The 22,707-nt window shown below is 65.6% G+C and carries 21 protein-coding genes; 15 read left to right on the top strand and 6 right to left on the bottom strand.

Features of this window, described 5'->3' with window-relative positions; all coding sequences use genetic code 11:
* The first annotated feature begins 114 nt into the window (after positions 1-114).
* The 7 genes from EO141_RS00365 (at position 115) to EO141_RS00335 (ending at position 7,837) form a co-directional block, all read left to right on the top strand.
* Positions 115-1,041 carry a phosphoribosylaminoimidazolesuccinocarboxamide synthase gene (locus tag EO141_RS00365; protein WP_164738984.1) on the top strand — a complete coding sequence of 309 codons (927 nt, stop codon included), beginning with the start codon at positions 115-117 and terminating at the stop codon, positions 1,039-1,041.
* Between the two features lie 118 nt (positions 1,042-1,159).
* Positions 1,160-1,858 (top strand): hypothetical protein, encoded by a 699-nt coding sequence (locus EO141_RS00360; protein ID WP_164738983.1) that lies wholly within the window; start codon positions 1,160-1,162, stop codon positions 1,856-1,858.
* 275 nt (positions 1,859-2,133) lie between these two features.
* A complete protein-coding gene (locus EO141_RS00355; protein WP_104649146.1) occupies positions 2,134-2,640 on the top strand; it encodes a hypothetical protein in 507 nt (168 codons plus the stop codon).
* Between the two features lie 233 nt (positions 2,641-2,873).
* A complete protein-coding gene (locus tag EO141_RS00350) occupies positions 2,874-3,410 on the top strand; it encodes a hypothetical protein (protein WP_104583479.1) in 537 nt (178 codons plus the stop codon).
* A gap of 74 nt (positions 3,411-3,484) precedes the next feature.
* Positions 3,485-5,236 carry a peptidoglycan-binding protein gene (locus EO141_RS00345; protein WP_127168239.1) on the top strand — a complete coding sequence of 584 codons (1,752 nt, stop codon included), beginning with the start codon at positions 3,485-3,487 and terminating at the stop codon, positions 5,234-5,236.
* Positions 5,237-5,656: 420 nt separating this feature from the next.
* Entirely contained in the window at positions 5,657-7,252 is a 1,596-nt protein-coding gene (locus EO141_RS00340) for a M4 family metallopeptidase (protein ID WP_127168238.1), read from the top strand.
* A gap of 99 nt (positions 7,253-7,351) precedes the next feature.
* Positions 7,352-7,837, top strand: a complete 486-nt coding sequence (locus tag EO141_RS00335) for an Mpo1-like protein (RefSeq protein WP_127168237.1) — start codon at positions 7,352-7,354, stop codon at positions 7,835-7,837.
* A gap of 176 nt (positions 7,838-8,013) precedes the next feature.
* On the opposite strand, the gene EO141_RS00330 is transcribed toward EO141_RS00335, so the two are convergent.
* The gene (locus tag EO141_RS00330; RefSeq protein ID WP_164738982.1) at positions 8,014-8,916 is read right to left on the bottom strand and encodes an NAD-dependent epimerase/dehydratase family protein; all 903 of its coding nucleotides are present in this window, start codon (positions 8,914-8,916) and stop codon (positions 8,014-8,016) included.
* Positions 8,917-9,082: 166 nt separating this feature from the next.
* On the opposite strand from EO141_RS00330, the gene EO141_RS00325 reads away from it, so the two are divergent.
* The 7 genes from EO141_RS00325 (at position 9,083) to EO141_RS00295 (ending at position 15,831) form a co-directional block, all read left to right on the top strand.
* Positions 9,083-11,911, top strand: coding sequence for a monovalent cation/H+ antiporter subunit A (locus EO141_RS00325; RefSeq protein ID WP_127168236.1), 2,829 nt, complete (start codon positions 9,083-9,085; stop codon positions 11,909-11,911).
* A complete protein-coding gene (locus EO141_RS00320) occupies positions 11,911-12,285 on the top strand; it encodes a Na+/H+ antiporter subunit C (RefSeq protein WP_016901335.1) in 375 nt (124 codons plus the stop codon). The genes EO141_RS00325 and EO141_RS00320 overlap by 1 nt, the downstream gene beginning before the upstream one ends.
* Positions 12,282-13,826 (top strand): monovalent cation/H+ antiporter subunit D, encoded by a 1,545-nt coding sequence (locus EO141_RS00315; RefSeq protein ID WP_127168235.1) that lies wholly within the window; start codon positions 12,282-12,284, stop codon positions 13,824-13,826. The genes EO141_RS00320 and EO141_RS00315 overlap by 4 nt, the downstream gene beginning before the upstream one ends.
* Positions 13,823-14,329, top strand: coding sequence for a Na+/H+ antiporter subunit E (locus tag EO141_RS00310; protein ID WP_104649139.1), 507 nt, complete (start codon positions 13,823-13,825; stop codon positions 14,327-14,329). Before EO141_RS00315 ends, EO141_RS00310 begins: the two co-directional genes overlap by 4 nt.
* Positions 14,326-14,610, top strand: coding sequence for a K+/H+ antiporter subunit F (locus EO141_RS00305; protein ID WP_016901330.1), 285 nt, complete (start codon positions 14,326-14,328; stop codon positions 14,608-14,610). The genes EO141_RS00310 and EO141_RS00305 overlap by 4 nt, the downstream gene beginning before the upstream one ends.
* The gene (locus tag EO141_RS00300; RefSeq protein WP_115675773.1) at positions 14,607-15,032 is read left to right on the top strand and encodes a Na+/H+ antiporter subunit G; all 426 of its coding nucleotides are present in this window, start codon (positions 14,607-14,609) and stop codon (positions 15,030-15,032) included. Before EO141_RS00305 ends, EO141_RS00300 begins: the two co-directional genes overlap by 4 nt.
* 247 nt (positions 15,033-15,279) lie before the next feature.
* Entirely contained in the window at positions 15,280-15,831 is a 552-nt protein-coding gene (locus tag EO141_RS00295; RefSeq protein WP_127168234.1) for a hypothetical protein, read from the top strand.
* Between the two features lie 210 nt (positions 15,832-16,041).
* Here the strand turns inward: EO141_RS00295 and hmgA are convergent, their stop codons facing one another.
* Together hmgA and hppD are read right to left on the bottom strand one after the other, a co-directional pair.
* Positions 16,042-17,355 (bottom strand): homogentisate 1,2-dioxygenase, encoded by a 1,314-nt coding sequence (gene hmgA / locus EO141_RS00290; RefSeq protein WP_127168233.1) that lies wholly within the window; start codon positions 17,353-17,355, stop codon positions 16,042-16,044.
* 288 nt (positions 17,356-17,643) lie between these two features.
* The gene (gene hppD / locus EO141_RS00285; RefSeq protein WP_164738981.1) at positions 17,644-18,759 is read right to left on the bottom strand and encodes a 4-hydroxyphenylpyruvate dioxygenase; all 1,116 of its coding nucleotides are present in this window, start codon (positions 18,757-18,759) and stop codon (positions 17,644-17,646) included.
* Positions 18,760-18,881: 122 nt separating this feature from the next.
* Between hppD and EO141_RS00280 the strand changes: the two genes are divergently transcribed.
* Positions 18,882-19,370 (top strand): MarR family transcriptional regulator, encoded by a 489-nt coding sequence (locus EO141_RS00280; protein WP_104583473.1) that lies wholly within the window; start codon positions 18,882-18,884, stop codon positions 19,368-19,370.
* A 51-nt stretch (positions 19,371-19,421) separates the two neighbouring features.
* On the opposite strand, the gene EO141_RS00275 is transcribed toward EO141_RS00280, so the two are convergent.
* The 3 genes from EO141_RS00275 to EO141_RS00265 all read right to left on the bottom strand — a co-directional run bounded on the left by EO141_RS00275 (position 19,422) and on the right by EO141_RS00265 (position 22,628).
* The gene (locus tag EO141_RS00275; protein ID WP_104583472.1) at positions 19,422-20,012 is read right to left on the bottom strand and encodes a thioredoxin family protein; all 591 of its coding nucleotides are present in this window, start codon (positions 20,010-20,012) and stop codon (positions 19,422-19,424) included.
* A gap of 11 nt (positions 20,013-20,023) precedes the next feature.
* On the bottom strand, positions 20,024-21,538 hold the full coding sequence (locus EO141_RS00270; RefSeq protein ID WP_127168232.1) for an oligopeptide:H+ symporter: 1,515 nt from the start codon (positions 21,536-21,538) through the stop codon (positions 20,024-20,026).
* Positions 21,539-21,725: 187 nt separating this feature from the next.
* Positions 21,726-22,628, bottom strand: a complete 903-nt coding sequence (locus EO141_RS00265; protein WP_126969205.1) for a tryptophan 2,3-dioxygenase family protein — start codon at positions 22,626-22,628, stop codon at positions 21,726-21,728.
* Positions 22,629-22,707 lie beyond the last annotated feature (79 nt).

The following is a 22,707-nucleotide window of genomic DNA, read 5'->3' as shown; positions in this document are numbered from 1 at the left end:
TCCAATAAATACAGCGGCGCGCACCGAAGCGCCGTACACTACGCGGCCCGCTGCACACCCGCGGGCCCGCCGGGTCCCGGGGACAGCGTCATTGCGACGTCCTTAGGAGTGCCTGTGTCGACCACGCTGTTGCAATCCGATCTGCCCGGCCTGCCGTTGCGTCACCGTGGCAAGGTCCGCGATGTCTTCGACATTCCCCGCGAGCGCCTGCCCGCCGATGCGCCCCCGGGCGATTATCTGTTGATGGTGGCGACCGACCGCCTGTCCGCGTTCGACGTGGTGCTGCCCGACCCGATCCCCGGCAAGGGCGAGATGCTGTGCCAGGTGTCCAACTTCTGGTTCCACAAGACCGAGCACCTGATGCCCAACCACCTGGTCGACATCACCGTGGAGCAGGTGCTGCCCGAAGGTGTGGACCCGGCGCTGTATACCAGGCGCGCGGTCGTCACGCGCAAGCTCAAGCCGGTGCCGGTGGAAGCGATCGCACGCGGCTATCTGATCGGCAGCGGCTGGAAGGATTACCAGCGCACCGGCAAGATCAGCGGCATCGAACTGCCCGACGGCCTGCGCCAGGCCGAAAAACTGCCCGAGCCGATCTTTACCCCGTCGACCAAGGCCGCGGTCGGCGACCATGACGAAAACATCGACTTCGACGCGATGGTCATGACCGTCGGCGCCGAGCTCGCCGAACGCGTCCGCGATGCCACCTTGCGCATCTACCGTTTCGCCGCCGATTTCGCCGCCGAACGCGGCATCCTGCTGGCCGATACCAAGTTTGAATTCGGCACCGATGCCGATGGCCGCCTGTACATCATGGACGAGATGCTGACCCCGGACTCGTCGCGTTACTGGCCCGCCGACCAGTACGAACTCGGCACCAGCCCGCCCAGCTACGACAAGCAGTTCGTGCGCGATTACCTGGAAACCTTGGACTGGGGCAAGACCGCCCCCGGCCCCAGCCTGCCGGCAGACGTGATCGAACGCACGCGCGCAAAATATGCCGAGGCATTGCAGCGGTTGGCGGGTATTTCGGTTGATTGATCTTCAAGGCCCCGCACTCGGGGCTTTGACGCTGCGCCAAAGCAGCACTGGCGGCCGGCGCTCGTCATCGAGCGCCGAAGCACGCACCTGACGCCATCCATTGTCCAAGGAAGTCGCAATGGCTCTCTCCTGTTTTTCCTTGCGCAGATTGCCGGTGTTACGCAACGCCCTACTGCCGGCGCTGCTTGCAGTAAGCGCGTGCAGCGCCGGCGAATCGGCAGCGCCTGCCGCGCCGCCAGTCACGTCCGCGGCATCGGCGTCTGCAGCAGCACATGCCACCTCTCCTGGTGGCGCTTCCGGCAATGACCGGCTCGCGACGTTACTGCAGGCGAGCGGCGTGCAGTGCGCCGATGCGCACATGGCAAAAGGCTGTACGGCCGGAAATGTCGATGCCGGCGATTTCTATGACGTAGAGCTCTCACCTGCATGTGGCAATACGGGCTTCTTTGCCGGCGTGGCGCAAGCAAACGGGGTGGATGTACTCGACGCGGTGCCAACCACTGGAAGTAATGCGATCGCAAGAGCCAGGCTGGCGCAGGGCCAGCTCGTCTGCATCCAAGCGATCGGCCGCGCTGGACAGACCCCGCTGTATTACTACGTCATCGCGATCCCTGCAGACACTGTCGCCCAATGCAAGAACAACCCGGCATGCGGAACATACGGCGACAGGCCGATCCAACGCTCGAGCACCGCCACTGGTGACAGCTGCCACGCCGCCGCACCGGGCCAGTACGTCGGCGAGTGCGCGCAGGGATGGGTGGGTGCGGATGCACTCGATGTGTTTTCAAACGGGATAGAGTCACCCGCGCCGGCCTGATAAATCTGCAGGTAACCCATAATCAAATCATCATGATTTTTGCGAAGGCGGGATTTGCGTTAGCCTGGCGCGTGTTGGCGGCAATCACCGGCAATGGAACGACCCGAGTGCCGGGGCACGGATCGTCGGGCGGGTGGCTCTCCTGGGGTGTTGGCCTGCCGCCTGCCGGCCGGTTTGGGTCACCCTCGGTACCGCAAGCCTTCACACATTTGCAGGTAGCGCGCGGATAGCATCCCGCCCGCGCACCCGTTGCCCACCATGATCAGGAGGATCCCTTGGCCCTTTTCCGAACGTCCCTGCACGCGCTCGCACTGAGCCTGGCGCTGGTTGCCTGCAAACCGCAAGCAGAGCCAGCCGGCGCTGCGATGCCTGCTGCGGCTGCCGCGCCTGCCGCCTCGCCACCTGCTGCCGCTGCAGCAACGCCTGCCCAGCCGGCAACCTGCCCCAACGCCGACTTCGCTACGTTTCTGAAAAGCTTCAGTGCGGACATTGCGGTACAGGAAAAGGCCACGGCCAATCCGCTGACGATGATTCAACTCGACCCGGACGCACAGCCCGAGCCGGCGCCGGTCACCCGTACGGTTGCGCTGGCCGACGTTGAATGGCCCGTCATCCCGAACCTGGAGGCGGCCCGCAACGGCGGCCGCGAAGTCACGATTTCTGAAGAAGCCGATGGCCGCCAGGTGCTGGTCCGCACACCGGACACCGGCGATCAGCAGGTCTACCACTTCGCCCAGCGCCCTTGCTGGATGCTGGTCAAGGTGGACGACCAATCCCTGTAATCTGCGCGCCAGCGGCCGCGCCGTTCATCGCATACCTGCCATCGTTCCAGGAGATAACCTTGCGCCCTTTCCGATTGATCGGCCCTGCATTGGCAGTTGTCCTTGCGGCCTGTAACGGCCCCCAGGCCGGCGGTGCAACCGAGCAGCCGACGGCTGCTGCCGACACTGCGGCGACGCAGTCGTCCGCACCTGCCGCAACACCCCCCGCATCACCGACACAAGGGACTGTACCTATGGGCACGATAGACTCCTTCATTCCGGCAGGATCGAAGGCTCTGGAGACCATCCGTGGCGATCTGACTGGCGCGGGGCGCTCCGATGCGCTGGTGGTGATTTCCCCGCCAGCCACTGGTGCGGAAAAGCTCGGTGAAGGGCAGCCGCGTACGGTCCTGTTGCTGACACAGACTGCCGACGGCGCGCTGAAAAAGGCTGCCGAAAACAGCAAGATCGTCCCATGCGCCCGGTGTGGCGGCCTGGCAGGCGACCCCTATGCGTTTTCGCGCATCCAGCCCGGGCAATTCACCATTTCCATTTCCGGCGGATCGCGTGAGCGCTGGGCAGACGACTTTACATTCAAGTACTCGGCAGACAAGCAGAGCTGGTTGCTGGACAAGGTGGTGCGTGACCTGTCCGATACCGAGACCGAGCAGCACAACACCCTGGAATTGACCACCAAGGATTTCGGCACGGTGGCATTCGCGGAATTTGATCCCTCCACATTGAAGAAAGCTGCGGCATTGGACGACGCCGCAGCCGAGAAGGCGAATTAAACGGAAGTAATGGTTTGCACGGACAAGGAAGGAGTCCGTTATTTCATGTTGCTGAGAAATGAGGAGTTACACCCATGGCAACCGATCGCGAAACAGGGCTGCTCCAATCAGCCTATGCAGCAGGCATTACCCAGCCGAAGGAGCTGGCAAACTTCATGGCCCAGGTGGGTCATGAGTCGATGGGCCTCAACCGCCTGGAAGAAGGGTTCCGCTATACGCACGGATCCTCGCAGGTGAGTTCGAAGGTGCGATCCGCACTGCGTGAGGGCCCCGAGGCCCTGGAGCAGGCGCGTCTGGATGCCCTGCGCGGGCAACCGGAAAAACTGGCCGAATTGATGTATGGCGGGCGCATGGGCAATGACGAGCCCGGCGATGGCTACCTGTACCGTGGCCGCGGTTACATGCAGCTCACCGGCAAGGATCAATATCGTGCGGCCGGCGAAGCGTTGAACCTGGACCTGGTGGCGCACCCCGATCTGGCGGCACAACCTGAGAACGCATCCCGCATCGCGACCTGGTACTGGCAGAACAACGTGCCACAGGCCGCCAGGCAGGACGCGCATGCGGCAGGCGTTGCGATCAACGGCGGCGATCCGCCGAATGGATTGGCCGACCGCGAGAACCGGTTTGCCCGCTGGCAGCGCGATATCACTCCAGAGCTAATGAACAACCTGGCACATGGCCAGCTCGGGCAGCCGGTGCAGCCCGCTGCGCCAGCACCTGCGCAGCCGCAGCATGGCGGTTCCAGCACGTTTCAGCACACGATGGAACGGATGCTCCCGCCGCAGAACGGGACGGCGCCGCACATCACCGGCCATTACGGCGAGCATCGCAGTGCCCGCGATCACGGCGGTACCGACTTCAACTACCAGGGTGGCCAGACAGGCCGCAACCTGCAGCACCCGACGGTGCATTCGCCGGTCTCCGGAACCGTGACGTTTGCGGGCGGCAACTACGGCACTGTCAAGATTCGCGATGCACAGGGTAACTCGCACGAGATCCTGCACCTGGACGCACTCAAGGTGAAAGAAGGTCAGGCGCTGTCCGCGGGCGATGCCATCGGCACGATGGGTGGACGCGGCCCGAACGGCAACAGCCAGTACGCACAGCATGTGCATTACCAACTGCGCGATGCCAGCGGCAAGTTGACCAGCCCGGAGACGTTCTGGAATCAGGGTCATCAGCAGGAGTCGGGCGCGCGCCACTCCCAGCCAGCGATACCGGCGGGCAACGGCACGCTGCGGCATGGCGAGCAGGGCGGCGATGTCGGCAAGCTGCAGCAGGACCTCAACCGGCTTGGCGTGCGCGATGCGCAGGGCAACCGGCTTGCCGAGGATGGTCGCTTTGGCGACAACACGCGGGAGGCGGTGATTGCGTTCCAGAAGCAGCACGGACTGCAGCCCGATGGCGTGGTGGGGCGCAACACGCAGGCCGCGTTGTCCGCACAACCGGCACAGGCACAGGCAGCACAGACGCCTGTCGCTGCGCCCAAGGGCCCGTCGCTCGACGATGCCTCGCACCCGGACCATGCCTTGCACACCGCGATCCGCAGCAAGCTGCCCAGCATGATCTCCAACGAGACGGCGGCCCACGTCACGCTGCAGGCCAAGCAGAACGGGATCGATTCGGCAGACAAGCTGCAGAACGTCACCGTGCAGGATGGCAAGGCGTTCGTCATGGGCACCACGCCGGGCTTCCGTGCGGCGGTGGATCTGAACCAGCCTGCCCCCACGCTCGAGCAGACCAGTGCGCAATTGCTGGCTGGCCAGGCTTCGCAGCAGCGCGCTCAGGACGAGCAGCAGAGGGTCGCGATCGGCGGCCGCTGAGGGCTCAACGGTGCAGCACAAGAAAACCGGCCAGGTCTCTGGCCGGTTTTTTTGTGCGTGTCCTTTCGGCATTGCCGCCGAGAGCGATGCGGCCCTACCTTGGCACACACGCATCAGCGCCTTGCCTTCGCCGTTGGCCGATTGCCTGCCACCGGAGATCGACACACCTTCCAGACGTCGGTTAGACACGGCCTGCAGCGCTGACGACGTCCCACACGCAGCGCCACGTCGGGCGCTCTGCGATGCCCTCCACATCGCAAAGTGGCGCGGCGCACAGAACGCAACACAGCTGTAACTTTTCCTACTGCGCTGTCATGGACTGTGCAAGTTTATCTGCAGGCACCTGTTGCCAGTCGCGATCGGCCGTGATGCGTGTCGCCGCCGATCTTTGCATTGCACGTTTTCGGGGAGAGAGTCGTCATGCAAGTTCATGTCCTGGGCGCGGCGATCTGCTGCGCGCTATCGTTGTCTGCTGTCGCCACTGCCGCGGATCTTTCCGCGGATGCCGCGGTGTCGCGCGCGCAATCCTTGTTGGGCAATCACGCTGCGGCGCTGGCCAACCGTGCAACGGCCGATGCGTTTGTCGCGCGCGACAGCATTGTCGATGCCGACGGCAGCGAGCATGTGCGCTTTGATCGCACCTACCGGGGCTTGCCGGTCATCGGCGGCGATGTGGTGGTGCATTCGCGACGCGGAGTGATGCGTCAGTTGAGCCAGAGCATGGACACCAGCGTGCGCCCGAGCATCGTGCCGGGCATCGATGCGGACACGGCTATGCGTGCGGCCGGTGCGCAGTTCGATCTGGCACCCGATGCGGCGCCGCGCGCAAGCCTGGCCTTGTATGCGCGCCAGGGGGCACCGCGTCTGGTTTATGAAGTGATCTACAGCGGCATCAAGCCCGACCAGACGCCGACCGAAATGCATTACATCGTCGATGCAGTCAGTCAACGCATTCTCGAGTCCTGGGACACGGTGCATACCGCCTGCGCGGGCGGCACCAGTGCGGCCGGCACCGGACGTTCGCTGTATGCGGGCAACGTTGGATTATCGACAACGCGTTGCAGCAGCGGGTATGAGTTGACCGATCTGAGCCGCGGCAGCGGCGCCACCTACAACATGCGCAACAGCACCTCCGGCAACGGCACGCTGGTCACCGATGCCGACAACACCTGGGGCAGCGGCGCCAATAGCGATACGGTGACTGCGGCGGTGGATGCGCATTACGGCGTCGCATTGACCTGGGACTATTTCCGCACCGCCCATGCGCGCAGCGGCATCGCCAACGATGGAGCCGGTGCACGCAGCCGGGTGCACTACGGCAGCCGCTACAACAACGCGTTCTGGCAGGACAGCTGCTTCTGCATGACCTTCGGCGATGGCGACGGCAGCACGTTCTCGCCGTTGGTGTCGGTGGATGTGGCCGGTCACGAGATGACCCACGGCGTGACCAGCCGCACCGCGCGCCTGGTGTATTCGGGCGAGTCGGGCGGCTTGAACGAAGCCACCTCCGACATCATGGGCGCGATGGTGGAGTATTCCGCCAACAACAGCGCGCAGCCGGGCAATTACCTGATCGGCGAGAAGATCATCCCCGGCAACAGCAGCGGGACGCTGGCGCTGCGCTACATGTTCAAGCCCAGCCTGGATGGCGACTCGCCCGATTGCTACAGCAGCAGCCTGGGTTCGCTCAACGTGCATTACAGCTCGGGCGTGGCCAACCATTTCTACTATCTGCTGGCCGAAGGCGCGGTGGTGCCGAGCGGCTTCGGGTCGGGCACCAGCTGGAACGTGACGCCGGCCGGGTTGGTCTGCAACGGCAACACGGCACTGACGGCGATCGGCCGGGCGGCGGCCAGCCGCATCTGGTACCGCGCGTTGACGGTGTACATGACCTCCTCGACCAACTATGCGGCCGCACGCCGGGCGACGTTGAGCGCGGCCACCGATCTGTACGGCAGCAGCTCCACGCAGTACCGCGCGGTTGCCGCAGCGTGGAGCGCCGTGTCGGTCAACTGATGGACGCCGCCCCCTGCCACGCGCGCTGCGCGTGGCAGGGGGCGCGGCTGCCACAGTGCCATCCGCGCGCGTATGCTTGGGTCATTCCTGGGAGGGAACATGACCGAACGCACCAAGACCGCGCGACCGATCGACCGCTATTTCGCCAGTTATTCCGACGACCATCGCAACGCGACCAATCAGCAGATCCACGTGCTGGCGGTGCCGGCGATCCTGTGGTCGGTGGTGGGCCTGCTGTGGTGCATCCCGGTCGGCGGCACCTGGTTCAGCAGCGGCGTATGGGCGGCGTTGTCGATGTTCGCGGCCTGGTCGTACTACAACCGCTTATCGCGTCCGCTCGGGCTGGGCATGCTGGGGATCTTCTTTTTCTTCGGCTGCCTGTGCCGGTTGATCGAAGGCAGGCTCGGGCTCAGCGGCCTGTTCACCACGGCGCTTTCAGTGTTCGTGCTGGCCTGGATCGCGCAGTTCGTCGGCCACCGGATCGAAGGCCGCAAGCCGAGCTTTCTGACCGACCTGACCTATCTGCTGATCGGGCCGATCTGGGTGCTGGCCAAGTTGTATCGTCAGTTGGGTTGGCGGTATTGAGCACGGCCGACACGCCCAGCGCACAGCCCGGTGCCGGCGTGGTCCTGCGTTGAAGCGGCGTATTACGACTGCGCGCTGCCGCGGCTGACGCTGAGGACGCGCCATTGCTGCACCCCAGGCGTGGTCGACTGCGCGCCACGCAGCGCTGCATGGCACACAGGTGCACCTGTGGGGTATCACTCGCCGATGCCGAGCTCTTCGGGCAGCGGACGAAAGGCGCGTGGCGCGTAGCCGAAGTCGCGACGCGCCGGTTCCAGGTCGAACACCAGGTCATCGCGCATGCGCTGCAATGCGGCCGCATTGATGCCACGCAGGCGCCCCAGCCGCTGCGCGGCAGTGAGGGCAAGGCCGAACAGGCCGGGCGGCACCTGATACAGCCGCGCCGGTCGCGGCAGCGCCGCCAGCACGCGCTCCACCATCTGCGTATAGGCCAGCACCTCGCCGCCGCCGACGGCATAGCTGCGCTGCTGTGTCGCCGGCTGGGTGAGCACTGCCAGCGCGGCGCTGGCCAGATCGTCCACATGCACCGGCTGGCGCAGCCCGGTTGCGTTGGCTGGCAGCACGAAGGCGCCGGTGCGCTGCGCCAGCCCGGCGATCTGGGTGAGCGTGCGGTCGCGCCCGGCCCCATAGACCAGCGTCGGGCGCAGCACCGTCGCCGTGGCACCACGCGCCTGGGCTGCGGAGAACAGGGCCTGTTCGGCATGTGCCAGGCGCTGTGCGACATCGCGCTCGGCCGCGTCGATCGAATGTTCCTTGACCTCCAGGCTGGTGGAACCGAACGCCACAATGCGCGGAGCGCGCACCGGATTTTCGGCATACCAGCGCGCGAAATGGTCCAGCGGGCCGCAGCTGAAGATCACCTCGAAGGCCTCGCCCGCGGCAGCCGGCGTGGCCAGGTCGCCCTGCCGCCAGATCAGCCCGGAGCGCGCCGCGCGCGGCTGGCGCGACCATGCCGTCACCTGCCAGCCGCGGCCGAGCAGCCGCGTCAGCAGGCGTTCGCCGATCTGACCGCTGCCGCCGAACACCAGGGCGCGCGGCGCAGAAACGGCAGGGGACGGAGCGGGATCGGCAGCGGTCACGGGGCTCGGATGCGGTCTGGGTGATCCCAGCATAACCAGTGACACGCAGCGGCGCGATGCTGCTGCGTTGGCGATTTACGCATGCGCGCAGCCACGGCGTTGACGCGGGCGTCAGTCAACGGTTTGTTAAGCTCTCTGGCCTGCTCGCGAATCTTGTGTTCCCTGCATGCCTTTTCCGCTGGAAATCCTGCTCGCGCTGCCATTTGTGATGGCGGCCGCCACTGCGCTGCTCTGGCGCGTCTCCCGTTCGATCACTGCGTGGTTGGCTGCGGCCGCGCCGTTGGGCGGGCTGCTCATCCTGGCAACGCTCACACCGGCCGTGCTGCGCGGCGAGGTGGTCGGCAGCAAGCACGCGTGGTTGCCGCAGATCGGCCTGATGTTCTCGCTGCGGCTCGATGGCCTGGCGTGGATGTTCGCGTTGCTGGTGCTGGGCATCGGCGCGCTGGTGGTGCTGTATGCGCATTACTACCTGAGTGCACGCGACAGCGCCTCGCGCTTCTTTGCCTATCTGATGCTGTTCATGGGCGCGATGCTCGGCATGGTGTTGTCGGGCAACCTGCTGTTGCTGATGGTGTTCTGGGAGCTCACCAGCATCAGCTCGTTCCTGTTGATCGGCTTCTGGTCGCACCGCAAGGACGCGCGCGAAGGTGCGCGCATGGCCTTCGTGCTGACGGCCGGTGGCGGCCTGGCGCTGCTCGGCGGCATCCTGATGATCGGCGGCATCGTCGGCAGCTTTGAGCTGGATGCGGTACTGGCGGCCGGCGATCTCATTCGCGCCAGCCCGCTGTATCCGTATGCGTTGGGATTGGTGCTGCTGGGCATCTTCACCAAGAGCGCGCAGTTCCCGTTCCACTTCTGGCTGCCGCACGCGATGGCCGCGCCTACGCCGGTGTCGGCGTATCTGCATTCGGCCACGATGGTGAAGGCCGGCGTGTTCCTGCTGGCGCGCCTGCATCCTGCCCTGGCCGGCACCGATCTGTTCTTCTATACGGTCACCAGCATCGGTGCGATCACGCTGCTGCTTGGCGCCTGGCACGCGATCTTCCAGCACGACCTCAAGGGCGTGCTGGCGTACTCGACCATTTCGCATCTGGGCCTGATCACGATGCTGTTCGGCCTGTCCACGCCGATGGCGGTGGTGGCCGGCGTGTTCCACATCCTCAACCATGCGGTGTTCAAGGCCTCGCTGTTCATGGCCGCCGGCATCATCGACCACGAGACCGGCACGCGCGACATGCGCAAGCTGGGCAATCTGCGCCGCCTGATGCCGGTCACCAGCGCGCTGGCGATCACCGCCTCGCTGGCAATGGCCGGCGTTCCGCTGCTCAACGGCTTCCTGTCCAAGGAAATGTTCTTTGCCGTGGCGCTGGAAACCGACGCGCCGCAGACCATGCGGGTATTGGCCAGCATCGCCGCCCTGCTGGCCGGCCTGCTCGGCGTGGCCTACAGCCTGCGCTTCGTGCACGACACCTTCTTCGGCCAGGGCCCACGCGATCTGGACACCACTCCGCACGAGCCGCCGCGCTGGATGCGGATTCCGGTGGACGTGCTGGTGCTGATCTGCGTGGCCGTGGGCATCGTGCCGGCCTGGACCATCGCGCCGGTGCTGCGTGCCGGTGCCAGCGCCATCCTCGGCGAGCGCCTGCCCGACTACAGCCTGGCGCTGTGGCACGGCTGGAACTGGCCGCTGGCGATGAGCATCGCCGGCATGGTGGGCGGCACCCTGTTGTACATGGCGCTGCGCCGCACGCTGGACATGTACGCGATCCAGAACCGCTCGCCGGGCAAGGCGCTGTTCAACTGGAACCTGCGCGCCCTGTTCGCCGGTACCGTGCGCATGACCGATGCGGTCACCAACGGCAATCTGCAGCGCATGCTGATGCTGCTGGTGCTGAGCGCGGTCGTGGTGGCGCTGGTGCCGTTCCTGCAGGGCGGCGCCTTGCCGGCCTGGCCGGCGCCCACCCCGCTGCCGCTGCTGGGCTGGACGATCTGGCTGCTGATGATCGCCTGCGCCCTGGGCAGCCTGTTCCTGTACAAGCAGCGCCTGCTCGCCGTGCTGGTGCTGGGTGGCACCGGCCTGGCCGTCAGCATGACCTTCGTGTTCCTGTCGGCACCGGACCTTGCGTTGACCCAGCTGCTGGTGGAGATGGTGACGCTGGTGCTGATGCTGCTGGCGATGAATTACCTGCCCGAGCGCTCGGTGCCCGAACCTGCGCGCCTGCGCAAACTCCGCGATGCCGGCATCGCCGTGGTCGGGGGCGCCGGGCTGGCTGCGTTGGCCTACACCTTGATGACCCAGCCCAGCCACACGGTCGCCGGCGAGCTGCTGCAGCGTGCGCTGCCGGAAGCCTACGGGCGCAACGTGGTCAACGTGATCCTGGTGGATTTCCGCGGCTTCGATACCTTCGGCGAGATCACCGTGTTCGCGATCGCCGGGCTGGTGGTGCACGCGCTGCTGCGGCGCTCGCGCATGGCGCCGGAGCGCACCATGCCCGGCCCGCCGATCAAGTTGCCGGTGCCGGCCGACCTGGCGCAGATCATGTTCCCGCTGACGCTGACGGTGTCGTTGTTCCTGTTCCTGCGCGGCCATAACGCGCCCGGTGGCGGTTTTATCGCCGGGCTGGTGCTGGCGGTGCCGTTGCTGATGCAGTACGTGATCCAGGGCACCGCGTCGGTGGAATCGCGCTTCGGCTTCGACTACATCCGCCTGATCGGCATCGGCCTGCTGTGCGCGCTGGTCAGTGGCGCCGGTGCGCTGGTCTTCGGCATGCCGTTCCTGAGCAGCGGGCATCTGGAGATTCCGTTGCCGCTGCTGGGCGATCTGGAACTGGCCAGCGCGCTGGGCTTCGATATCGGCGTGTATCTGGTGGTGTTCGGCGCGGCGATGTTGATGCTGTCGATGATGGGCACGATCAAACCCTCGCGTACGCGCAGCTCGCAGCGTGGCGAGATCGACCCCACCCAGCGTTCGACACGCACCGCGGAGCAGCATTGATGGAACTGGCAGTGGCAAGCGCGATCGGCGTCCTGACCGCATTGGCGATCTACCTGTTGCTGCGCGCGCGCAGCTTCGACGTGATCCTGGGCATGACCTTCCTGTCGTATGCGACCAACCTGCTGATCTTCGCCGGTGGGCGGCTGCGTAGCGGCCAGGCGCCGGTGCTGCGCGAGGGCGTGCCGGCCGACCTGATGCACTACACCGATCCGTTGCCGCAGGCGCTGGTGCTGACTGCGATCGTGATCGCCTTCGCGATGACCGCCGTGAGCCTGGTGCTGGCGATCCGCAGCCGCAGCGACAATGGCAGCGACCATGTGGATGCGCATGAAGACGCCACCACCGGCGTGGATACGCGCGAGGCACGGCGATGAATCATCTGCTGATCCTGCCGATCCTGATCCCGATGCTGGGCGCATCGGCGTCGCTGTTCGTCGAACATCGGCGCTATGGGCCGCGCGTGCAGCGCACGGTGGCGTGGACGAGCATGGTGTTGCTGGCCGTGTCGGTCATCGCCTTGTTCGCGCGCGCCGCCGACGGCCAGGTGCTGGTGTACCTGCTCGGCGACTGGCCGGCGCGCATCGGCATCGTGCTGATGGGCGACCGCCTGTCGGCGTGGATGATGTTGACCACCTTGATCCTGGGCGCGGCCTGCCTGCTGCATGCCTGCGCGGGCTGGGACCGGCGCGCGCCGCATTTCCATGCCTTGTTCCAGTTCCAGTTGATGGGCTTGAACGGTGCGTTCCTGACCGGCGACATCTTCAACCTGTTCGTGTTCTTCGAAGTGATGCTGATCGCCTCCTACGGCCTGTTGCTCAGCGGCGGGCGCGGGCTGCAGATGCGTGTGGGCCTGCATTACGTGGTGTTCAACGTGTGTGCGTCGACCCTGTTCCTGATCGCGCTGGGCCTGCTGTTCGGCGTGTTCGGCACCTTGAACATGGCCGAGCTGTCGCAGCGCATCGCCACGTTGCCGGCGCAGGACGTGCCGCTGGCCAAGGCCAGCCTGGGCCTGTTGCTGCTGGTGTTCTGCAGCAAGGCCGCGTTGCTGCCGCTGTACCTGTGGTTGCCGGAGACCTATTCGCGCGCGCCGGCGGCGGTGGCGGCGTTGTTTGCGATCATGACCAAGGTCGGGCTGTACGCGACGCTGCGCGTGTCGGCGCTGTGGTTCGGCGCCGGTGCCGGCGCGCTGCAGGGCTTCGGTCGCCACGCATTGCTGTGGCTGGGCATCGCCACGCTGTTGATGGCCGCCTTCGGGGTGATGGCCGCATCGCGGCTGCGGGTGATGGTGTCGTATCTGGTGGTGTTCTCGGCGGCGACGTTGTTCATCGCCTTCTCGCTGGACGATGCCGGCGCATTGGGTGCGGGGCTGTACTACCTGCCGCACAGCAGCTTCGTGGCCGCGGCCTTGTTCATGGTGTCGGACCTGATCCGGCGGCGCCGCGGCAGCGCCAGCGACCGCAAGGAAGTGGTCGCGCCGCTGCCGCGGCGCGGGATGCCCGGTGCGATGTTCATGGTCGCCGCGGTGGCGGTTGCCGGGCTGCCGCCGTTGTCCGGCTTCCTGGCCAAGGCCGCGTTGCTGCAGCACGTGCCCGCCGGCCTGGTCGGGCCGGTGTGGGTCGCCATCCTCGGCAGCAGCCTGCTGGTGGTGATCGGCCTGACGCGTGCCGGCGTGCGCCTGTTCTGGCGCGTGCCCGAAGCGGTGCAGGATGTCCCCGCGCTGCAGCCGCAACGCCGTGCGCGCATGCGCCCGGTGGAGACTGCCGCCACGCTGCTGTTGCTGGGCGGGCTGGTGGCGATGACGGCCGGTGCCGGCCCGTTGATGCGTTATACCGACGCGGCCGGCGTGCAACTGCGCGATCCCGGCGCCTACGTGGAACAGGTGCGCGCCACCATGCCGCAACGGAGGCAGCCATGAGCACGCGCATGCCGCTGCGCAGCCGGCTGCTGCCCTCGCCCTCGCTGAGCGTGACGGTGTTCATTTTCTGGCTGTTGCTCAGCGACAGCTTCGGGCCGCAGCAATGGGTGCTGGGCCTGCTGCTGGGCTGGGTGGTGCCGATCTTTGCGGCGCGCCTGGACCGCGAGTTCGCCCGCATCGGGTCGCTGCGCTCGGTGCCGCGCATGTTGCTGGTGGCCGCCGGCGACATCGTGCGCTCCAACCTCAAGGTGGCCGGCCAGGTGCTCGGCCCGGAGTCGCGCATCCACCCCGGTTTCATCTGGGTGCCGCTGGACATCGCCAACATCCACGGCATCGCCGCGCTGACCAGCATGATCACCCTCACTCCCGGCACGGTGTCGGCGGCGCTCTCGGATGACCGCAAGTATCTGCTGGTGCACGTGCTGCACCTGGACGACCCGGACGCCCTGATCGCCGAGATCAAGAGCCGCTACGAGAAGCCCCTGATGGAGATCTTTCCATGACCGGCCACATGTTCATCGAATCGACCATCGTCATCTGCATGCATGCGGTGGGCCTGGCCATGCTGATGGCGCTGTGGCGCCTGCTGCGCGGGCCGAGCGTGCCCGATCGCATCCTGGCGCTGGACACCCTGTCCATCACCGCCATCGCCGAGCTGATGCTGCTGGGCATGTACCTGGATTCGCCGATCTACTTCGAAGCCGCGCTGGTGATCGCGATGCTGGGCTTCGGCAGCACCGTGGTGCTGAGCAAGTTCGTGCTGCGTCGGGACATCGTCGAATGATCGCGCTGACCGAATATCTGCTCAGCGCGCTGTTGCTGGTCGGCACCTTCTTCATCCTGATCGGCGCGTTCGGCCTGGTGAAGCTGTCGGACTTCTTCAAGCGCCTGCATGCGCCGACCAAGGCCAGCACGCTGGGGGTGGGCTGCGTGCTGCTGGCATCGGTGGGCTATCACCTGTTCCTCGGCGTGGACCCGCAACCGCGCGAACTGCTGATCACCGTGTTCCTCTTCATCACCGCACCGATCAGTGCCCATCTGATGGCCAAGGCCGCGTTGTCGCTGATGATGGAAGACCGCCCGGAAGTGCCCAACCACGGCGACATGAAAAAGGAAGGCCTGCCCACGCCGCAGACCCAAGGCGATGTCGGCGAGAACGCCGACACCGCCAGCCAGCACGCCGGGCCGGACAAGCATCCGCACTGAGGCTTCCTGCTGCCGCGTCGGCCGCCACCGCCGTGCTGGCCCGGCGCGGTTGCAGCCGATCAGCGACAGCAGTGTGCCCATCAAACCGGGCAATCCGGTGGTCATGCATGGCGTTCCTACGGGTCCGCCACAGCCCAACGGCGCACATCGCGGCGGCGTGCAGAACGCCAGCGCGCCTTGCAGCGTGCCGATGTCATCGGCGCTTCATTGGCTGCGGGCAAGCTGGGCGCCTCGCAGGACCGCCGCCATGACCCCACGCAAGACCGAGCTCGCCCTCACCGCGCTGCAATCGCACCGCAGTCCCCTCACCTTGCTGCAGCGACGCGCGCTGATCCTGGCAGACGGGCAGCGCGATCTGGCCACCCTGGCAGCACTGCTGGGCGGCGACGGCGCCGCGTTGGTGCAGGGGCTCTGCGCGATGGGCTATCTGGCCTTCGGCACGCCTGCAGGCAACGCGAGAACGCCACTCGCGCCCCCGGTCGCTGCGCTCGCTCCCGTCGTTGCGGGCGATTGCGTGCCGTCGCCAGCTGCGCCACCGAGCGAGGAGGACCTGCAACGCCAGCGTCGCCGCGCGGCCACCAACGCACGGCTGTACCTGCTCGACATCCTGCAGCTGCAACGCAACCCGGCGGCCGTGGTGCTGCACCGGCAGCTGCACGCCGCACGTACCGAAGACACCATCGCCGCCGCCATCGCCGAGGCGCTGCGCGCGTTGCCGCAGATCACCTCGGCAAGCTATGCCGAGCGCGTACGTGCACGGATCGGCGAGCTGTTGCCGGATGCGTTGCAGGCTGCCTGATCGGGCAACTGACACCGACATGGCGTGGATGGCGTGATCGGCCAGCGGCAACGGATGCCTTGCAGTTGGCGTGATCCGACAATCGCAGCCGGTACCGTGCAGGCTGCTCGAGCACGCGTCTGCGACTGCTGCGTCGCAAACGGCACGTTTCCGACAACCACGCCTCTGCCGTGCCGTACTGCCTGCTCAGCCCCCGGCTGGTGGCCTGAGCTACGGTGCATCACCTGACCTGGGCGCCTGGAACGCTGCGCGCAAGCCGGACCAGCACTGCTGGTAGTCGCCCTGCCGATGCGCGGCCTGCAATGCCTGCTGCGTGGGGCGCAGCACCGCCCGCGTTTCGAACATGAAGGCCATGGTGTCGGCGATCACGTCCGGGCGCGTCAGGTCGGCATGCGAGGCCTTGTCGAAGGTCGCCGCATCCGGGCCGTGCCCGCTCATGCAGTTGTGCAGCGAGGCACCACCGGGCGCGAAGCCGTCGGCCTTGGCATCGTAGACGCCGTGCACCAGCCCCATGAACTCGCTGGCCACATTGCGATGGAACCACGGCGGGCGGAAGGTGTGCTGCGCCACCAGCCAGCGGGGCGGGAAGATCGCAAAATCCATGTTCGCCGTGCCATGCGTGTCGCTGGGCGAGGTCAGCACGGTGAAGATGCTCGGGTCCGGATGGTCGAAGCTGATCGAACCGATGGTGTTGAAGCGGCGCAGATCGTAGCGATACGGCGCGTAGTTGCCATGCCAGGCCACCACGTCCAGCGGCGAGTGGCCGATGTCCGCGCGCCACAGATGGCCCTGGAACTTGGCCACCAGTTCGAACGCGCCTTCGCGCTGCTCGAAGGCCGCATGCGGCGTTTCGACATCGCGCGCGTTGGCCAGCCCGTTGGAGCCGATCGGCCCCAGGTCGGGCAGCCGCAGCAATGCGCCGAAGTTTTCGCAGACATAGCCACGCGCCTCGCCATCGGGCAGCTCGACACGGAAGCGCACGCCGCGCGGTATCACCCCGATCTGCTGCGGCTCCAGTTCCAGCACCCCGAGCTCGCTGTGGATGCGCAGGCGCCCGAGTTGTGGCACCAGCAACAGCTCGCCATCGGCATCGTAGAAGAAGCGATCGTGCATGGAGGCATTGGCCGCATACAGATGCACGGCAACGCCGGACATCGCTTCCGGCCCACCGTTGCCGGCCATGGTGTAGAGACCATCGACGAAGTCGGTTGGCGCCGACGGCAGCGGCAACGGGCTCCAGCGCAGTTGATCCGGTGGCACCGGGCCGCGCCCGAAATCGTTGTGGAAGGGTGTCTGCGCGATCAGCGAGAACGCGCCATGCACCGCCGCCGGGCGGATGCGATACAGCCAGCTGCGCCGGTTCTCGCTGCGTGGCGCGGTGAACGCGGTGCCGGACAACTGTTCGGCATACAACCCGTGCGCGACACGCTGCGGCGAGTTCTGCCCCACCGGCAAGGTGCCGGCCACCGCCTCGGTGGCGAACGTGTTGCCGAAACCGGTCATGTACTGCGGGGTGTTGTGCATGGCATGCGTCCGGATCTTGGCCCTCCCTCCCCGGATGCAGAAGGTTGGGATTGAGTTGAATCAGGCCGCTTTCCTACCGAAGAAAAGCTGAGGCCTGGCGGATTACGCCCCTCTCCCCGCGGGGCGAGAAGGCACACCTTGCGCGCCACTGGCGCGCGTGCCTTGGAGCGCCCGCGCCGCAAGCGCGGGCCGGGGCGCGGAGCGGGGGTTGGGGTGAGGGTACGGCGTAGCGACTGCCTCGAAGATCATCTCGACCATTCCCGAACAGCGAATCCCCAATCCCCGCCCTCAAAGCACCCCACGCTTCATCTGATCGCGCTCGATGCTCTCGAACAGCGCCTGGAAGTTGCCTTCGCCAAAGCCCTCGTTGCCCTTGCGCTGAATGATCTCGAAGAAGATCGGGCCGATGCAGTTGGTGGTGAAGATCTGCAGCAGCTTGCGCTGCTTGGTGTCCACATCCGCATCGATCAGGATCTTGTTGCGCCGCAGGCGTTCGACATCCTCGCCGTGGTCGGGAATGCGCAGGTCCACCACGTCGAAATAGGTGTCGGGCGTGTCCAGGAATGTCACGCCGGCCTCGCGCATCCTTTCCACCGAGCTGTAGATATCGTCGGTGAAGCAGGCGATGTGCTGGATGCCTTCGCCGTGGTAGGCGTCCAGATACTCGTTGATCTGGCTCTTGGGGTCGGAGGATTCGTTGAGCGGGATGCGCACGATGCCGTCCGGGGCGGTCATCGCCTTGGACACCAGGCCGGTCTTGGCGCCCTTGATGTCGAAGTAGCGGATCTCGCGGAAGTTGAACAGGCGCTCGTAATAGTCCGACCAGCGCTGCATGTTGCCGAAGTACAGGTTGTGGGTCAGGTGGTCGATGAAGGTCAGCCCGAAGCCGGCCGGCTGCGGGTCGGCTCCTTCGATCGGCTCGTAGTCGGCGTCGTAGATGCTGCCCGCATCGCCGTAACGGTCCACCAGGTACAGCATGCAGTCGCCGATGCCCTTGACCACCGGGGCCGGGACAGCGCGCGTGTCGGCCTTGTCCTGCACCGCTTCGCCGCCGTTGCCCAGCACGGTCTGCAGCACCGTCTCGGCCGGGGTGCGGAAGCGGATCGCAAAGCCGCAGGCGCTCGGGCCGTGCGCGGCGGCGAAATCGGCGGCAAACGAATCGGGATCTTCGTTGAGCAGGAAGTTGACCCCGCCCTGGCGATAGACGGTAATGGCGCGGCTGCGGTGACGCAGCACCGCGCTGAAGCCCATCTTGCGGAAGTAGTCGTGCAGCTGCGCGGCCTGGCCGGCGGGCGCGGCGAATTCGACGAACTCGAACCCGTCGATCCCCATCGGATTGTCGAAGGTGGTGACCTGCATGCCCAGGTTCGGGCGGGTTGCGGTACTGCTCGGTTGTGCGCTCATCGTCGTTTCTCCACGCTAGGCCGTCCGCAGGGCTATGCGGGGTGGCAGAAGACCCGCGAGAATGCGCAGGCCACCCAAGGTTTGTAGTTGCAAATGAAACCAAAATCAAGACACAGTGCAACATGAGCGATCTCGACGCCCCTACCCCGCCGCCACATCCTGTGCTGCTCAACCTCGAGCAGTTCCTGCCGTATCGCCTGAGCGTGCTGTCCAACCGCATCAGCAGCAATATCGCCAAGGTCTACGGTGATCGTTACGGCATGGCCATTCCCGAGTGGCGGGTGATCACCATCCTGGCGCTGTATCCGGGTTCCTCGGCCAGCGAGGTCTCCGACCGCACCGCGATGGATAAAGTTGCAGTCAGCCGCGCCGTGGCGCGCCTGCTGGAGCGCGGCTTCATCCGCCGCGAAACCCATGGCGACGACCGCCGCCGCTCGATGCTGGCGCTGTCGCCGGCCGGGCGCCAGGTCTACGAGACCGTCGCCCCGCTGGTCAACGAGATGGAACAGCGGCTGATGTCGGTGTTCAGCGCCGAGGAACAGCAGATCCTGGAGACGCTGATCGACCGGCTGGCCAAGGACGGGCTGCCGCGCATGGCCGGCAAGGACTGATAAAAAAACCCCCGCAGTGCGGGGGTTTTTGCATGCCACGGCAACGACGGGTCAGGCCTGCGGCGGCGCCCACTGCTTGAGGAAATCGAACAGTTTCCTGCGGTCGAAGCCCTCGCCCTTGCGCAGTTCTGGGCCGGACTGGGTGGTCAGCAGCTTGCCGTCGTTGTCCAGCACCAGCAGCGACGGATAGTCGTTGAGCTGGGCGAACTGCGACAGGAACGCGGCGTTCTCGTTGGTCGCATCGCGATTGACCTTGACCACCACGAAGTGCGCATCGCGGAAGCTGCGCAGCTCCGCATCGCCGCCCATCAGCTCGTCCAGCGCCTTGCACGGCTCGCAGGCCGCATTGCCGACGTTGAGCACGATGCGCTTGCCGCCGCGCTTGGCCTCGACCTTGGCGGTCTCCAGATCGGCGGCCGGATCGCGCGAGGGGTCGTACTGCGCATTGAGCGCCGCCGCCGCGGCGATGTCGGCCGCGGTGGGCGTATTGCCCGAGGACACCGGCTGGCTGGGGTCGGCGCTGGGCGGCTTCTGCATCGAGGTGTCCAGCGGCCGTGGCGCCTCCTGTTGCTCGGTGGGCTGCCCGCAGGCGCTCAACAGACCTGCCAGCAGCAGGCCACAGACAGTGGGTTTGATCGGCATTGCTGTTCTCCTCACTTCACACCATGCATCAGTTTGTTGACCAATGGGGCAATCAGCAACAGCAATACGCCCGCAGCGATCAACGACCAGAACCCGAAAGTGTAGCCCTTCAATGCAGAGGCCACGGTCATACCGGTCTCGCCGCTGACCGCAGAAGCGAAGATGCCCGACAGGTTGTTGCCAATCGCGGTCGACAGGAACCAGCCACCCATGGCCAAGCCAACGACTTTGGCGGGCGCCAGTTTTGTGGTCATCGACAAACCGATCGGAGACAAGCAAAGCTCACCGACAGTCTGGATGACGTAGACCATGAACAAGGTCCAGAAGGGAATTTTCCCGGCATCGTCCACAAGTGCAGACAACGCGTACATCAGCAGTGCAAAAGCCAATCCGTTGAAAATCAAGCCCAGGCCGAACTTGCGCGGGATCGACGGATTGGCCGATTTCAGCGCTACCCAAAGCCAGACAAAGACCGGGCCAAGCACCAGGATGGCCAGCGTGTTGACCGATTGGAACCAACCCACCGGGAACATCCAGCCACCCAGGTCGCGCTCCACGATGTTCTGGGCGAGGAAGTTGAACGAACTGCCCGCCTGCTCGAAGAACATGAAGAACATTACGTTAAACACAAACACGATCAGCATGGCGATGGCGCGGTCGCGGTGCACTTTGCCTTCGCGAATGCCTTCGAACAGGATCAATCCGCACAGGGCTAGGAACAAGACGGTCAGGATCCAACCAAGGATGCTGGCATCGATCAGCAACAGGCCATAGGCGACCGGAATTGCAACAAGTGTGCCCACCAGTACCGCCAGAGTTCGGCCCATGCCTTCTCCACCGACAGGCGGCAAGCCGACCGGCCCGAGTTGACGACGTCCCAACCAGAACCAGACAAGACTGATCAGCATGCCCACGCCTGAGGCGATAAAAACGTACTTGTAGGCAGGCATCGCCTCGGTGCCAAAAATTTTGTCTGCAAGCAAACCGGTCAGAATCGGCGCCAGAAACCCGCCTGCATTGATACCCATGTAGAAGATCGTGAATCCTGAATCCCGACGCGGATCGTTCAGCGGATACAGTTTGCCGACCATGGTCGAGACGTTCGGCTTGAACAGGCCGTTGCCGGCGATGATCGTCGCCAGGCCAATTTTGAATATTTGTTCGTTTGGCACTGCGATCAGGAATAGGCCGACCGACATGATAACTGCACCGATCAACAGCGAGCGCTGATAGCCAATGAGTCGGTCTGCGACGAACCCACCAAACAGCGCCGAGGCATATACCAGTGCCAGATAAGCGCCGTAGAGTCGATTGGCCGGGGCTTCGCCGGCGCCTGAGCCCTCGTAAAACTGGGCCACGATATAGAGCGTCAGCGCCCAACGAATGCCGTAGAACGCGAAGCGTTCCCAGAACTCGGTCATGAACAGCATCCACAACGGCCGGGGATGGCCGAGCAGCGTGGGGAACTCGGGAGGTGCAGGCGGCGGCGGGGTGGCGGAAGTCGGCGCGGTAGCGTCAACGCTCATGGAATGTCCCTTGCGTATTCAGGAATGGCTGGGTGCCCAGGGCGTACCCGGGAGACGCGCGAGGATCACTTAGACGTCATGTACGCGTCAAATTCGCAGCACTCCTCGACCTGATGGCGGCCATTGGAGCGCCACCGGCCTCAACTCCAGCGAGCCACTACCGCCCCGCCCGCTTCCGCTGGCCCGCTCAGCCATTCTCCGGCTCATCGCGGCCACCCTTCATCGGCTCGCGGCTTTCCATGCCCACCGACGTGCGCACGTCGAACAGCTCCGGGAAGAAGGTCAGCGCCAGCGCCTGCTGCAGGAATCCCACGCCGCTGGACCCACCGGTGCCACGCTTGAAGCCGATCACCCGCATCACCGTGCGCATGTGGCGGAAACGCCATAGCTGGAACTGGGTTTCCACATCGACCAGGTCCTCGCACAGCGAATACTCGCGCCAGTAGCGGTCGGTGTTTTCGTAGATGCGCTCGAACACCGGGCGCAGGCTGTCGTCGGCCACATGCGCGCAGGTCCAGTCGCGCCCCTGGTATTGCGGCGGGATGGCATGCCCGAAGCGCGCCAGGTAGCGCAGGAATTCCTCGTACAGGCTGGGCGCTTCCAGCACCTGGCGCAGGCGCGCCTGCCCCTGCGGGTCGTACGCGAACACCTGCAGCATCTGCGGGTTCTTGTTGCCCAGCAGGAACTCGATATAGCGGTACTGCAGCGACTGGAAGCCGGACGAGGGCCCCAGCACATCGCGAAACCCCATGTACTCGCTCGGGGTGAGCGTCTCCAGTACCGACCACTGTTCGGTGAGCTGGCGCAGCACCTGCTTGCTGCGCGCCAGCACCTTGCGGCACTGCCAGACCTGGTCGTTCTGCAGGTGCACCATCGCCGCGCGCAGCTCGTGCGCCAGCAGCTTCAGCCACAGCTCGGAGGTCTGGTGCTGGATGATGAACAGCATCTCGTCGTGGTGCGCCGGCTCGGACAGGGGCTGCTGCGCCGACAGCAACTGGTCCAGCCGCAGATAGCCGCCGTAGGTCAGCCGCCCCTCCAGATCGGTATGGATGCCGGGTTCCAGGTCACGCAGGTTCTTGTCGACGGGCATGGCAGTGCAGATGGATCGGGCCGGTCAGGGTAGCTCAGTGGCGGGGATTGGGGATTGGGGGTGTCTCTGATACCCATCT

The organism is Xanthomonas sp. BRIP62415 (assembly GCF_003993515.1).
Taxonomy (GTDB): Bacteria; Pseudomonadota; Gammaproteobacteria; order Xanthomonadales; family Xanthomonadaceae; genus Xanthomonas; species Xanthomonas euroxanthea.
The sequence above is the reverse complement of the archived record's forward strand: the minus strand, read 5'-3'. Positions and strand labels throughout refer to the sequence as shown.